This window comes from Gilliamella sp. wkB108 (assembly GCF_001690195.1).
Classification (GTDB): Bacteria; Pseudomonadota; Gammaproteobacteria; order Enterobacterales; family Orbaceae; genus Gilliamella; species Gilliamella apicola_L.
Genome location: NZ_LZGM01000083.1, coordinates 50745 through 65096 on the forward strand (window position 1 = coordinate 50745; position 14352 = coordinate 65096).

Sequence of the window (14352 nt, forward strand, 5' to 3'; positions counted from 1 at the left end):
TATCTGACAGCTAAACAATAGTTGTCAGATTTAGTTCATTCAAAATGAACGTTGGGAAGGAAGCGTCAACTCATTCAAATAAGTGACATTCAAAACATGAATTTTATTGCTTTCAATCTCAATAATCTGCTGCTTGCGCCAACTAGAGATCAAACGACTCAATGTTTCATAACGCATACCTAACTTGGTTGCTAGTTGCCCTCGCGAAATAGGTAAACTAAATTGATAAGATTGTTTAGAACATAATGATAAAAAATAAGCTGCTAATCGCTGTTCAGCTGAACTAGAGGTTAACCAATCAATATTATTAATATGTTCGTACAATTTAGCACTAAAACGGGTTAAAAGCCGTTGCATAATAATGGGATTATTTTCACAAACTTGCAAAATGCTATTTTTTTCAAGTAAAAGCACTGAACACTCGGTTTTAGCTCGGATAGTCATTGGCAAACGATTATGAGGCATAAATACAGCAGCAATTGCCACTAATTGATAACTTGAAAAAATGCCAAAAATCTTTTCCTCACCCAAATAGGTATTTCTAAAAACCTCTACTTTACCCGAAATAACCAAAGAACAACCAGATAAAGGCATACCTTCATAGCTGATTATCTCTCCATTACCACACTCAATATAATTAGCATTTTCAACAATTGGCATTAAAGCATCCTTAGTTAATCCTTCAAACAACTTAACATGATTTAACCAAGTTAAAATTTGCTGTTGAGTTGGTGTATTTTTGATAAATGTCATAGGTTTTGCCTAAAGATACTCTTAAAATATTTCCAATATAATTGATAATAATTCTCATTTCAATGAGCAAAATGGTTTTATTATTTAGGAATAACCTTATGAAATATAATGTTTTATGTATAACTTTTTGTTTTTTATTTAGCTGTTACCAATCAGCACAAAGTCAACCTGTTCAATTTAAGGATATGAACGATCGCGAGATAAAACTGGACAATGCTCCGCAACGCATAGTCGTCATCCCGATTCCGGCGGCATCAATGCTAGTCGGCATGGATGAAAGTACTCATCACTTAGTAGGTATGCACCCATTTGCAAAAGTTGCCGCCAAAGAAGGCATGTTAAGCCAAATGTTTCCGGATATTATCAATATCCGTTCTGATACTGTAGGCAACAATTTTATGCCAAACATTGAAACATTATTAAGTGTTAAACCTGATCTGGTATGGCAATGGGGGCATCGTGGTGATGATATTATTACCCCTATGGAAAATGTCGGATTAACGGTTGCTACCTTAAATTATGGTAAAGAAGTCTATACCCAAAAATGGATCGAATTAATGGGTGAAACACTGGATCATCCAACTAAAGCACAAGCTATGATTGATTGGCGTAACCAAGTGATTAACGATCTACAGCAAGTAACCCAAAATATACCAGAGATAGAGAAACCGAAAGTCCTTTACCTACTGTATTTTAATTCAAGTATCCAAACCTTCGGCGCAACATCACATAATAATTTCGATTTTGAATTAGCAGGTGGTATCAGTCTAAATAAAGATCTATATGGCGCACGAAACTTAAATATTGAACAAATTTTAGTTTGGGATCCTGATATCATTTTATTAGGTAATTTTGAACAAGGGTTAAAACCTCAAGATGTCTATGATAACCCACTGTTAGCGGACGTAACAGCGGTAAAAAACCGTCGAGTATTTAAACTGCCTATTGGTGGTTTTATTTGGGATGCACCTAATCAAGAAACCCCACTTTATTGGTTATGGTTATCCATGATTTTTCATCCCAAAACCATTCAATGGCCGCTACGAGAATTAATCGCTAAGCACTATCTTGAGCTTTATAATTACCATGTTAGTCAAGCGCAAATTGACCAGATTTTACAAATCCAGTTGAACCAAGTTTCTAATTATCCGCTGTTTTCATTAAACCAAAATAGAGGCACTAATGAACAATAAAAAACAGCATTGGATTAAGCTCATCAAATGGATAGTGCTAATTTTGCTATTGCTTATTGTCGTTTTTTTATCATTAAGTGTTGGTCGGTATGCTATTGCTACTTGGCAAGTCACTAAAATTTTATGTAATGCCCTATTACCCCATGCTATGCATAACATTACAATAGATTGGAGCAATACCGCTCAAAATGTAGTACTTAATTCTCGATTACCGCGCATACTTATTGCCGGATTAACAGGTGCTGGTCTATCAATTGCTGGTGCCGCCCTACAAGGTGTATTTCGCAATCCATTAGTGGGGCCACAAATCATTGGTGTTGCATCTGGTGCAGCTTTTGGTGGCGTACTTGCGATATTATTGTTTTCATCCATGATAATTACCGTCACTTGGGCATTTATTGGTGGGATTATTGCTATCTTATTGGTCTTTTTCTTAGCGTTCCAAAAACAAACCGGACAAGGATTACTTATCCTAATTTTGGCCGGCGTGGTGGTAAACGCTTTTTTTGCTGCACTCATATCACTAATCACCTACTTTGCAGATCCTAATAATACCTTACCGACAATCGTTTTTTGGTTAATGGGTAGTTTTTCAACCGCTAGCTATACAAAATTGTGGATTGTATTACCAACTGTGATGATAGGTAGTAGCATCATTATTGGCTACCGCTTCAGAATAAACGCTTTATCACTAGGAGAAGAACAAACACAAGCATTAGGATTATCAACAACCCAAACCCGCTGGATAATTTTAAGCAGCGTAACTTTAATTACCAGTGCAACGGTCGCTATTTCAGGTACGATCGGCTGGGTGGGATTAATTATTCCCCATATTGCCCGTTTTATACTTGGTCATGATCACCGTATATTGTTACCCTCTTCCGCACTTATAGGTGCAATTTATATGATAAGCGTTGACACCATAGCGCGTAGTGCAAGTAGTGCTGAGATCCCATTAGGGATTATCACTGCATTAGTAGGAGCGCCAATTTTTGCGGTGTTATTACGCTCTTTTAACCGACGAGCAAACTTATCATGATCAACGTTAACCAACTCTCTTTTTCGATAAATAAGCAATGTTTATTTGATAAACTCAGTTTTTGTTTACCAGAAGGAAAAATCGGTGCCATATTAGGTCCTAATGGACGAGGTAAAACCACTTTATTGCGTTTATTATTAGGTTTTCAACGCAATTACACCGGCCAAATTAGCCTAAATGCGCAAGTTGCTTATGTACCACAGTTAAATCCGCTATTATTTAGTTATAGTGTGCAAACCATGGTGAGTTTAGGACGTCTCCGACATTTAGCATGGTATCAATCCCCCACTTCAAAAGATAAAAAGATCGTTGCTGATTGTTTAGATTATTTAAGATTAACGCCTTTTGCTGATAAACCATTTAATCAACTCAGTGGAGGAGAAAAACAGATGGTCATGATAGCCAGAGCATTAGCCAGTGAACCTCAAATTCTTATCCTTGATGAACCGACATCAGCCCTAGATCTGCATAACCAAGATCTTATTTTGGCAATACTTCGCGAACTAGCTCAAAGTCGCCACCTAACCATTTTATTTACCAGTCATTATCCGCAGCACGCATTACATATTGCTCAATATTCATTGCTATTACATCGTGCTTGTCCGGTTGTATTTGGATCAACGGCTGAAGTAGTAACAGAAAAAGCACTGACTGAATTATATCAAATACCCATTGCCATTGAACCCATTAAACATAATAACGGAACCACTCAAGCGGTAGTACCGTTGTTCCATTAACACTTAATCATCAACAGGAGCATCTTATGTCAAATAACACCATTAACCCAGCTCAAGCACTTGAATTAGCATCACTAATTAACTCGACTGAACAAGGTATTGCTAGTCGTATCCTAGCTAAAACCACAGGTGGTAATTTAACGTTGTTTGCTTTTGATAAAGGACAAGGATTATCCGAACATAGTGCGCCATTTGACGCTATTGTCATGGTAATTGAAGGAGAACTAACACTAATTATCGACGGCAAACCGGTTAAAGCAACACCCGGTACCATTGTAAGAATGCCTGCAAATATACCTCATGCAGTTGAAGCACCACAAGCAGCCAAAATGTTGTTAATCATGTTGAGAGAAATCACATTAAAAACCAATTAATATAAGGAATTACATCATGAATAATAATAAAAAAGAAGCAGGTCATAAATTCCTTGCCCGTTTAGGCAAAACCCGATTACGTCCCGGAGGAAAAAAAGCGACACAATGGTTGTTTCAGCAAGCGGGATTCACACCACAAACTCAGGTACTAGAAATTGCCTGTAACATGGGAACCACTTCAATTGAAATTGCCAAACGATTTGGTAGTCATGTAACTGGCATCGATATGGACAAACTGGCTCTTGCGCAAGCAAAACAGAATATCGAAAAAAATGGCGTTGCTAATTTAGTTAATGTACAGCAAGCTGATGCATCCAAATTACCCTTTGCCGATAACAGCTTTGATATTGTCATTAATGAAGCGATGTTAACCATGTATGCCGATAAAGCCAAAGCTCACCTACTCAAAGAGTATTTCCGAGTATTAAAACCCGGCGGAAAACTACTCACGCATGATATTATGTTAGTTAATCCAGAACAAGCGAAAGAGATCATTGAACGCATACACCAAGCAATCAATGTTAATGCCCAGCCAATTAGTTATGATGCATGGCTTAACCTTTTCGCAAGTATTGGATTTACCGATATTAAATCCGACCACAACAGCATGACATTAATGTCCCCTAAAGGCATGATCACCGATGAAGGTTGGTTAGGTACATTCAAAATTATTCGCAATGCATTACGCAAGCAGAATCGTCCACAGTTTTTTAAGATGTTTAAAACGTTTAAACACAATAGTCACCAGCTCAATTACATCGTTTTATGCAGTGTTAAACCTAAATAACGGCTTAACTTGGCAGAAATGAACATACTAATTTATTTGTACAACTAATAACGTTTCACTCAGGTTTACGCACATTTAGGGTAAACCTGACACGATTAATCCTAACATTACCCTTTACCACATAACATAATCTACTTAAACGTTACTTAAATAATATAAACCACCAAACTAATTAGATTGACGATTATCATGAATAATGGCATTAATTCAATGCAAAAAGTAACAAATTGAATAAAATTAAGCGCATCACTGCCATGACTTAACTGCGTTTTTTTGTTATAGTGAGCGCCATTTTATTTAATCTGGAATCAACATAAATCATGGAATCAATCCCTAATTGCCCTATTTGCCAATCTCAACATACCTATCAAGACGGTTCATTGTATATTTGTCCTGAATGCGCTCATGAATGGGATCCCAATGAAACTTCATCTGATACCGATGTATTACAAGTAAAAGATAGCAATGGTAATTTACTTGCCGACGGTGATGATATTATTTTAATTAAAGATCTTAAATTAAAAGGATCTTCTACCGTACTTAAAAAAGGGGCTAAAGCAAAAGGCATCCGTTTAGTCGAAGGTGATCATGAAATCGATTGTAAAATTGATAATATGAAGGTCATGCTTAAAGCCTGTTTTGTGAAAAAAGCCTAATCACTATTAGTCATTTAATGCTGATATAATCAGCATTAAAATCTCACACCCCGATTTTATATTGTGGTTAACAAATTGATTATCCTGCTGTTACACCTATCTTTTCACTAATACCACTAAATTATAATTAAAACCTATACTAAAACGTATATCTAACCTGAAACTTCTTTACAAAAAGTTTTACTACTTTACTAATATTGAATTCAAACTTGAATTCAAGCACTAAATGCGAATCTTAACTCAAAAAATAGTGACAATAAAAAAGGTAGGCCATTTATAATGATTAATCTATCACCGTTCAAAGTTGATATCACATCAAGAAATATAAACCACTTACCTGTAAAGAAAGATACTTGATTACTTGTCTAAAGCGTACAGATTTGAAGTAAAAAGTTAACACTAAAATACTGCGAAGACATGTATTATGCCATTTATCACACAATAAAGACTACTGAGGGTATTACTATCATAGTCAGATGCATAAATTTACTGTAATCTGGATAAAGAAAGTAATAAGAATTAAATGAATAAGTTAGACAATACTTCCCGAAGAGCGTGGTATTTGATAGCATCAGTGATAAAAAAATTAGAGAAGTTGAAAATTGGTTATATCATCGTCCAAACAAAAGGCTCAAGTACAAAATACCTTATCAAGCCTTTTACTAACTCGAATCAATTTTAGATATTGAATGTAAATAATGATTTAAAAAAAGTTGATTTTATACGTCAATGAGGCACAATGTATGTATACAATTATTGAGACGCCGATATTTACCAAAATGGTAGATGAGATTCTCAGCGAAGAAGAAAGGAATGAACTTTTTGTGTATATCGCACAGAACCCGGATGCCGGAGATATTGTGCAAGAATCCGGCGGATGTAGAAAAGTTCGTTGGAATATTCCGGGTTCAGGCAAAAGTAAGGGTGTAAGAATCATTTATTATAATGAGTTAGAAAATGGGTATATCAATCTATTGATTATTTATAAAAAATCCGAAACAGAAAACATTCCAGCACATATCCTGCACAAACTACAGAAAAAAATGAAGGAATCAAAACATGGCAAAAAATAAAGAACTAACCATACATAAAGATGGTGTGTATACCGATGAAGAACTGGGTGAGCTTCTACTCGCTTCAGTTGACCAAATGCTAGCAGGTCAAGTAGGAAGAACAACCAAAGTAAAGTTAACATCTGTGGCAAAAGTTAGACAAAAAACAGGCATGAGCCAATCGGAGTTTGCCGACTTACTTGGCATCTCAATAAGAACATTACAAGGTTGGGAACAAGGCCGTCGCAAACCACAAGGACCAGCGAAAATGTTGATTAAAATCGCTTTTACACATCCTGAAATACTTCAGGAAATCGATAAAAATAACATTCAGGTTGCGTAAATAAATCGCAATCTAATTTATTCATCGAACAAGTATTTTATTAAAATCAATGCTAGGTAATAATTAATGCCTGTCAGATTAAATTTGAATTAATACACTGCTATGTAATTATCTTACTTAGATTCGATTTCATCGTTTCTTAAACACTAATGCATTAAGCAACCTAAAATCATTCTTAAATTCAAGTACTAAGTGCGAATCTTAACTAAAATAAAGATGACAAATAATTTAGCCTTTTACTAACTTGATTCACACTCAGAGTGCTGAGTGTAGTCGTTTTGATAAGATTAAACGGTATAGACTCCTGAATTATTTTTACCAATCAACTGACCTGCATAGGTCAAACAGTAGTACAACTTACCGCAATGTATATTAAAAAAGGCAACAAATAATTTAGTCTTTTACTAACTTGATTCGCACTCAGAGGTTGAGTGTAGCCGTTTTAATAAGTTTAAACGGTATAGACTCCTGAATTATTTTTACAAATCGGCTGACCTGCATAGGTCAAACAGTAGTACAACTTACCGCAATGTATATTAAATAGAAGGCGACAAATAATTTAGTCTTTTACTAACGTGATTCACACTCAGAGTGCTGAGTGTAGCCGTTTTGATAAGATTAAACGGTATAGACTCCTGAATTATTTTTACAAATCGGCTGACCTGCATAGGTCAAACAGTAGTACAACTTACCGCAATGTATATTAAAAAAAGGCAACAAATAATTTAGCCTTTTACTAATTTAATTCGCATTCAAAGGTTGAGTTGTAGTCGTTTTGATAAGATTAAACGGTATAGACTCCTGAATTATTTTTACCAATCAACTGACCTGCATAGGTCAAACAGTAGTACAACTTACCGCAATGTATATTAAAAAAAGGCAACAAATAATTTAGCCTTTTACTAACTTGATTCACAATTAGAGGTTGAATTCAGGCGTTTTAATAAGTTTAAACGGTATAGACTCCTGAATTATTTTTACAAATCGGCTGACATGCATAGGTCAAACAGTAGTACAACTTACCGCAATGCATATTAAATAGAAGATGACAAATAATTTAGCCTTTTATTAACTCGATTCGCACTTAGATGTTGAATTCAGCCTGATATTTATACTAAAACGTATAGCTAACCTGAATTTTTTTTACAAGTAATTTGGTCAGTATTGTAGATATTGAGTAATTGATTGTAATGCTCGCGATAAAGTTAAACTGATTTTCAGGCTCTATATTAGTAAGATAAAGTGACGGTAAGTTGATACTGCTATACAATTGACTCTCCTAAATAAAACGCTTTCTTCTCCTTATGTTTAATCCACTAAATACCAAAGCATAGCTGAAATTCGGGTAACGATTTGTTCAAAAACATACTCAGTAAAAGTAGGTAATGTTGATATTAAGTAAGTTAACATCGTTAATCCTAATAATAGTGTTAAAGGATAACCCACCACAAAAATAGATAATTGTGGCGTTATTCTATTTAATAACCCTAATGCCATGTTAATAATTAGTAACAATGTCATTAACGGTAAAGCTAACATAATTCCATTGATAAAAAGCAAACTAGTCACATCAATTAAGGCTAAATAACCATTCTCTTTTAATGGTGTTGGACTGACAGGGATAATGTGAAAACTATTTGATAAACCATACAATAACCACAAATGACCATCTAAACTTAAAAAGATAAGTAAAGCTATAATGTTGATTAAACGTGAAAGCACTGAGGTAGACGGCCCACCAATGGGATCAAAAAAAGTCGCCATACCTAATCCCATTTGCATACCGATTAACTCACCGGCAAATCTTACTGTTATAAAAGCAAGTTGCATTGTAAAACCAATCATAATACCAATAACAATTTGTTGCAAAATTAACCATATCCCCATTAAAGAAAATATTGCAATCGGATCATCAAATCTTGGCAGAGGAAGGAGTATCGCAATTAGTAATGCCAAACCTATTTTGACCTGATTAGGCACCTCTTTTTCACCTGTTATTGGCGCGACCATAATCAGCGCTAAAATACGGATAAAAGGCAACAAACAGTCTTTAATCAATGAAAAAAAATCAATATTAAATAAATTGTTAATATCAATAATCATTAAATTTAACTGGTAAGATTAGGTATACCAGTAATGACCATTTTGATATAGTCGGTCATAATTGATAACATCGATGGCCCTAAAATCACTAACACCACAATTACCGCGATAATTTTAGGGATAAAAGATAAGGTCATTTCATTAATTTGTGTTGCAGCTTGTAAGATACTGATAATTAATCCAGTAATTAATGCAGCTAAAAGTAAAGGCCCTGCCAGCGAAGCCGCGACTTTTATGGCCTGCATCGCCAAACTACTAATATATTCTGTTGGCATACTCTTCCTTAACTAAAAAAACTTTGAGCTAATGAACCTAGCAATAAGTGCCAACCATCAGCCAATACAAATAACATTAATTTAAATGGTAGTGATACGGTTGCCGGAGGCACCATCATCATCCCGAGTGCCATTAAAGTACTTGCCACAACCAGATCGATAACCAAAAAGGGAATAAATATCGTAAATCCAATTTGGAAGGCGGTTTTTAATTCACTTACCACAAAAGCGGGAACCAGTACTCTTAATGGGATATCTTCACGGGTTGCAATTTCATTAAGGTTCGACATACTCACAAATAAAGCAAGATCAGTTTCGCGCGTTTGGGTTAACATAAATTCACGTAATGGTTTTGCCGCTGTTGTCAAACCTTGTTGCATAGTAATTTGATTTTGTGAATAAGGTATATAAGCATCTTGATAAATTTTATCTACAACCGGTGACATAATAAAAAATGTCATAAATAAAGCAACGCCTAAAATAACCTGATTAGGTGGAGCAGATTGCGTACCTAGCGCATTACGTAATAAACCTAATACAATGATAATACGCGTAAAGCTCGTCATCAAAAGCAAAATTGCCGGAATAAAGGTAAGTAAAGTAAGAAAAACTAAGGTTTCAACGGGTAAAGACCAACTTTGCCCACCCTGTTGTGCTGGTTCACTAATAATTGATAACGGTAAGGTATCAGCATGACTGAATTGGCTAAATAACCATAGACTTATCAATAAGGTGAATTTCTGCACTCGTTTATCCCTTTCTATTTTTCAGTGTTGATTGCAATATTTGATGAAATAAACTATTTTTAAAACCACTCTTAGCATTTGTAGTTTGTGATAACAGTAAATGTGTTCGCTCTTCACTGATTGTATGAAGTAAAGTCATCTGCTGAGAAGTTACGCCTACCACCAATAATTGATGATCAACATGAACTAACATAATGCGTTCTTTTGGGGTAATCATGTAACTGGCTTTAACATCAAGCAAATTGCCACTGTGTCTTTTCCAACCAACGCGTTTTGCTAACCAAGCAAGGAGTAAAATAACACTGATAATGCCAAAAAGAACCATTCCTATGGTTGATCCAAATTGTGAATAGCCATGCAAATCGGTAGCTGGCGAAGAGTGATTTATAATCGAATTAGTGGTCAGAACTTTACTTGACGTTTCATTCAATGGGTTATTACTCATTAACGACTCAATCTGCGTACACGTTCTGAGGGAGTAATAATATCAGTGATCCTAACACCATAGTTCTCACCCACCACGACAATTTCACCTTGAGCAATTAAATAACCATTAATCAGAATATCTAAAGGCTCGCCTGCTTGACCATCTAAAGCAATTACCGAGCCTTGAGTTAAATTGAGTAAATCTTTAATCGCCATTTTCGTTCTACCGAGTTCAACACTCATACTTACAGGAATATCCAAAATAAGATTAATATCTTGTTTTTTATCTTCCGTATGTTGTGGCGATAACGTTTCAAAAATGGCTTCTTTGGTAATTAAATCTTCACTATCTGTACTGGTAGATTGATTATCTTCGCTATTTTGTTTGACATCAGTCATTGAACATTCCCTCACTCAATTGCTCTAATACCGGATTAATTACCCGTTCCACTTGAATTGCATATTGTTTATTAACTTTACCGTAAGATCCTTTTAAAATAGGGACTCCCCCTACAGTCACATCGAGATTTGTTGGTTTATCAATCACAAGAACATCATCCACTTTTAACGCTAGGAGTTTAGCTACCGTTGTTTGAATTTGGCTAAAATTAGCTACTAATTCAACCATTGATTGCTTAATCCCGCTGGTTAACGAACTCATCCAAACATTATCATCTTGATAAGATTGCTGCTCGCTAGGTGGCTTAATCAATAACTCTTTAATTGGCTCAACCATTGAATAAGGAATACAGATACAAAATGTTGCCTTACTACTACCTATTTCTATGGTGAATGTTGAAGTTAAAACGATATCATCATGAGAGCTGGTAATATTTGTAAATTTACTTTGTATTTCAGAGCGAATATATTCAGTTTCAATGGTATAAATATCAGTCCATGCGTTTTGATAGATCGCTAATGCTAATTCTAAAACACGTTTAATGATTTGCTGTTCAGTATGGGTAAACTCTCGTTCTTCCGTCTCTATCCGTGACAGATAACCATCGCCACCAAATAAAGTATCGACAACGATGAACACTAATTCAGGTGAAAATGAAAATAAACAAGAGCCGCGCAATGGATTAAGATGTACTAAATTTAAGTGATTTGTCGATGAGATATCCGAAAAGTCATTAAATGTTTGTGGTTCAATGGGAGAGACAATCACATCGGTATTACGACGCAATAAGTTAAATAAACCAATTCTGAATTGACGAGCAAAACGTTCATTAATAATCTCTAACGCGGTAAGGCGTTCAGGTATAAAACTATGTTTTACCGACAGATCATAAGGACGAACATTGGCTTTTTTACCTGAAATTAAGGAAGAAAAGGTAGCATCTTGATAAGCATTATCCTGACTGATTGATTGTGGATCTGATAACTCATCAAGCTCTTCATGTTCATTGATTTCGGTGGTCGGTTCTTGTTTATCAGACATGATAATCACCGTATAATAAAGTCAGTAAATAAGACTTCATCGATTTTCACTGAATGTTTAGTGTCATATTGTCGTGATAGCGTCATTTTGACTTGTTGTTGCAATTCAAGCTTACCTGTTTCGGTTTTTAAATTATTTACTGTCTGTTTCGAGACTAACAATAAAACATCACTTCTTACTTCTGGTAAATACTCCAATAACACCGTTTTTTGATTCTCATCAGCAATACGTAATACCATACCTATATAAAGCACTTTATTAATGTCAAGACTATCTTCGGCAATAGGTAATGAAACAGTAAATGGTTTTAATGTAAAAAATACCGGTGATGCAATAGGTAATTCTTCTTGAACTTGTACCGGTTTTTTGGATTGACTTTGGTACCAAAAATAAACAGCGGCACCTAATGCTAGTAGCGTAATTAGAATAAGTACTACGCTAAAAATACTCAGTTTTTTCTTGGTAGTTGGCATATTTATTAATGTCTCAGTAAAAATTAATAATATTGATAACCAATAAGCTCTGTGATCTCAAAAAATTAACTGTTTACTATTTAATATCCTTAATATTGATGTAACTTAAAGCAAACTAAAGGCAAATTCACAGTTAAAATTCCACTCAAAACGCAGTTGGATATATAAAATAACAAGAATAATAAATCATGCCTGATAAATTGATTTAAAGAATAGACAGTAAAAAACCTAGCTTTTTCAGCTTTTCAATTGTGGAAAGATCCAATATTAAATAGCAATAATCTTATTCATAACTAGGCAAATATACTCAAACCCACCGGCTTCACATTTTGACTTAGTGGTGATTGTTCAACAGAGACAACTTGTTCGTTTGTCTCTGATGATGCTAAAGCTGCTTGTCGATGAGATTTTGCCTGATTAAACATCGCTGAGTGTTGCGAATCATTCATCATCGAAAAATCACTCACATCTGCTTGCTGTAACGTAATGCCTTGTTCTTCTAACGAAGTTCTGAGGAATGGCAATGCTGATTCTAATACCCCTTTAACTACGGCATGCGCTGTCATCATATGTAACTGCATATTATCGTCATGCATAGCCAGTTTTATATGTAATGATCCTAACTCTTGCGGGTGTAGTTTAATTTCAGCTGTTTGAATATCTTGACGAGTCAACATAACAATCTGTTCAGTCAAGGAAGCTTGCCATTGGCTAAGATTAACCGGCATTGATAAGTTCATTGTGTGGGTCACCGGTATCGTTTGGGTCAACGGCTGGCTTGGTATATGATTATCAGCAATAAACGACGTTACTTGATCGGTATTTACCATTACCGCTTTATTGTCAGTATTGGCTAAATAGTGAGTTTCCGACAGATCGGTTTTTTGTAAAGCACTCCCAATTTGCGACACACTTTGCGGTGATTGTTCATTCTTACCTTGTGCTACAGTTTCCAAAGATAATGATCTGGACGTGATATCGGTTGCTGATGCAAACAATTGTTTATTATTTTCTGCTGGAGTGAATACACTTACCAACGGTTGATTTTCATGAGTAGATTGGCGTAAAGGTGTTACCTGCTCTTTAATAATGGGCGATTGTTTACCGTCCACATCACTATCAACCCATAACGCTGTACTGGTTGGATCGGACTGATCGAGAGTGGTGATATTGGCTGTTAATATAGCATTAGTTAACTTATCTGCTTCTTTTGATATAGCATTACCGGTCAAAGATTGAGCCGGCTCTTCAACTAATCTATCAAATAAAGGGACAATCATGGATACAATATCAAGATTTTGCTCTGTATCGTCTGATTCTCTTTCGCTAATCATCGGTTGTTTTACTGAATGATGCAGCTCAGCCTTTGTATTGACTGGTTTTTTATTGGTCTGTAATAATTGTTGAAATAGATCATCATCTACTGATAGCTCGGCTTCTGATTGCCCCGATGACTGAGAAGGGGTCATTGCGCTAATAATATTAATATTCATTTAATATTCTCCTTGCTAATTGTTGCTGAGCAAATTCATCCGTCAGTTTTTGCTGTAATCGGTTCTGTTGTAGTTGATATTGCTGATGTTGCTTTTCTAATAACGTTTCATAAGTATTTAGATTTTTCTGGCATTGATTAAGTTTGTCAGTTATCTGTTTTTGTTTCATATTCAAGGTTATTAATAACTGCTGTTGTTGCGTTATACCTTGTTCAATAGTGGTAATGAAAGCATTAAAATTATTCAGTTCACTGCCTTTAATACCAAGCGTTAAGGCATTAGCTAATTTTTGCTGATACTCAATATAATAATTATTTAATACATCGAGTTGTACTTTGGCATTATGGTAATTCTCATTGGCTTTTTTTAACTTAATTAACGTATCATCGACCGATTTTTGCGCTAACTTTTTCAAGGTTAAAAAAGTTAACTGTCCAGAATTTTTAGTTACCATTTCTCTT

At 35.1% G+C, this 14352-nt stretch carries 18 protein-coding genes; 8 read left to right on the top strand and 10 right to left on the bottom strand.

Annotated elements, in window-relative coordinates:
* Nucleotides 1-39 precede the first annotated feature (39 nt).
* Entirely contained in the window at nt 40-753 is a 714-nt protein-coding gene (locus tag A9G11_RS09190; RefSeq protein WP_065619308.1) for a Crp/Fnr family transcriptional regulator, read from the bottom strand.
* Nucleotides 754-851: 98 nt separating this feature from the next.
* On the opposite strand from A9G11_RS09190, the gene A9G11_RS09195 reads away from it, so the two are divergent.
* The 8 genes from A9G11_RS09195 (at nt 852) to A9G11_RS09230 (ending at nt 6934) form a co-directional block, all read left to right on the top strand.
* Entirely contained in the window at nt 852-1946 is a 1095-nt protein-coding gene (locus tag A9G11_RS09195) for an ABC transporter substrate-binding protein (RefSeq protein ID WP_065619309.1), read from the top strand.
* Nucleotides 1936-2985 (top strand): FecCD family ABC transporter permease, encoded by a 1050-nt coding sequence (locus tag A9G11_RS09200; RefSeq protein ID WP_065619310.1) that lies wholly within the window; start codon nt 1936-1938, stop codon nt 2983-2985. Before A9G11_RS09195 ends, A9G11_RS09200 begins: the two co-directional genes overlap by 11 nt.
* Complete coding sequence (locus A9G11_RS09205; RefSeq protein ID WP_065619311.1) at nt 2982-3722, top strand: ABC transporter ATP-binding protein; 741 nt, start codon at nt 2982-2984, stop codon at nt 3720-3722. Before A9G11_RS09200 ends, A9G11_RS09205 begins: the two co-directional genes overlap by 4 nt.
* A gap of 26 nt (nt 3723-3748) precedes the next feature.
* The gene (locus A9G11_RS09210) at nt 3749-4096 is read left to right on the top strand and encodes a cupin domain-containing protein (RefSeq protein ID WP_065619312.1); all 348 of its coding nucleotides are present in this window, start codon (nt 3749-3751) and stop codon (nt 4094-4096) included.
* A 16-nt stretch (nt 4097-4112) separates the two neighbouring features.
* Complete coding sequence (locus A9G11_RS09215; protein ID WP_065619313.1) at nt 4113-4883, top strand: class I SAM-dependent methyltransferase; 771 nt, start codon at nt 4113-4115, stop codon at nt 4881-4883.
* Between the two features lie 320 nt (nt 4884-5203).
* Nucleotides 5204-5539 carry a zinc ribbon domain-containing protein YjdM gene (locus A9G11_RS09220; RefSeq protein ID WP_065619314.1) on the top strand — a complete coding sequence of 112 codons (336 nt, stop codon included), beginning with the start codon at nt 5204-5206 and terminating at the stop codon, nt 5537-5539.
* Between the two features lie 743 nt (nt 5540-6282).
* Nucleotides 6283-6612, top strand: a complete 330-nt coding sequence (locus tag A9G11_RS09225) for a transcriptional regulator (RefSeq protein ID WP_065619315.1) — start codon at nt 6283-6285, stop codon at nt 6610-6612.
* Nucleotides 6599-6934 (top strand): helix-turn-helix domain-containing protein, encoded by a 336-nt coding sequence (locus A9G11_RS09230; RefSeq protein ID WP_141674396.1) that lies wholly within the window; start codon nt 6599-6601, stop codon nt 6932-6934. Before A9G11_RS09225 ends, A9G11_RS09230 begins: the two co-directional genes overlap by 14 nt.
* A gap of 1308 nt (nt 6935-8242) precedes the next feature.
* On the opposite strand, the gene fliR is transcribed toward A9G11_RS09230, so the two are convergent.
* The 9 genes from fliR to fliJ form a co-directional block, all read right to left on the bottom strand.
* Nucleotides 8243-9037 (bottom strand): flagellar biosynthetic protein FliR, encoded by a 795-nt coding sequence (fliR, locus tag A9G11_RS09235; protein ID WP_065619316.1) that lies wholly within the window; start codon nt 9035-9037, stop codon nt 8243-8245.
* Nucleotides 9038-9042: 5 nt separating this feature from the next.
* A complete protein-coding gene (gene fliQ, locus A9G11_RS09240; protein WP_065619317.1) occupies nt 9043-9312 on the bottom strand; it encodes a flagellar biosynthesis protein FliQ in 270 nt (89 codons plus the stop codon).
* An 8-nt stretch (nt 9313-9320) separates the two neighbouring features.
* Nucleotides 9321-10058, bottom strand: coding sequence for a flagellar type III secretion system pore protein FliP (gene fliP, locus A9G11_RS09245; RefSeq protein WP_065619318.1), 738 nt, complete (start codon nt 10056-10058; stop codon nt 9321-9323).
* Nucleotides 10059-10062: 4 nt separating this feature from the next.
* Entirely contained in the window at nt 10063-10503 is a 441-nt protein-coding gene (gene fliO / locus A9G11_RS09250; RefSeq protein ID WP_065619319.1) for a flagellar biosynthetic protein FliO, read from the bottom strand.
* The gene (fliN, locus tag A9G11_RS09255) at nt 10503-10883 is read right to left on the bottom strand and encodes a flagellar motor switch protein FliN (RefSeq protein ID WP_065619320.1); all 381 of its coding nucleotides are present in this window, start codon (nt 10881-10883) and stop codon (nt 10503-10505) included. The genes fliO and fliN overlap by 1 nt, the downstream gene beginning before the upstream one ends.
* Nucleotides 10876-11925 (bottom strand): flagellar motor switch protein FliM, encoded by a 1050-nt coding sequence (fliM, locus tag A9G11_RS09260; RefSeq protein ID WP_065619321.1) that lies wholly within the window; start codon nt 11923-11925, stop codon nt 10876-10878. Before fliM ends, fliN begins: the two co-directional genes overlap by 8 nt.
* 5 nt (nt 11926-11930) lie before the next feature.
* The gene (locus A9G11_RS09265) at nt 11931-12398 is read right to left on the bottom strand and encodes a flagellar basal body-associated FliL family protein (RefSeq protein WP_065619322.1); all 468 of its coding nucleotides are present in this window, start codon (nt 12396-12398) and stop codon (nt 11931-11933) included.
* 293 nt (nt 12399-12691) lie between these two features.
* Nucleotides 12692-13891 (bottom strand): flagellar hook-length control protein FliK, encoded by a 1200-nt coding sequence (locus tag A9G11_RS09270; RefSeq protein WP_065619323.1) that lies wholly within the window; start codon nt 13889-13891, stop codon nt 12692-12694.
* On the bottom strand, nt 13881-14345 hold the full coding sequence (fliJ, locus tag A9G11_RS09275; RefSeq protein WP_065619324.1) for a flagellar export protein FliJ: 465 nt from the start codon (nt 14343-14345) through the stop codon (nt 13881-13883). Before fliJ ends, A9G11_RS09270 begins: the two co-directional genes overlap by 11 nt.
* Nucleotides 14346-14352 lie beyond the last annotated feature (7 nt).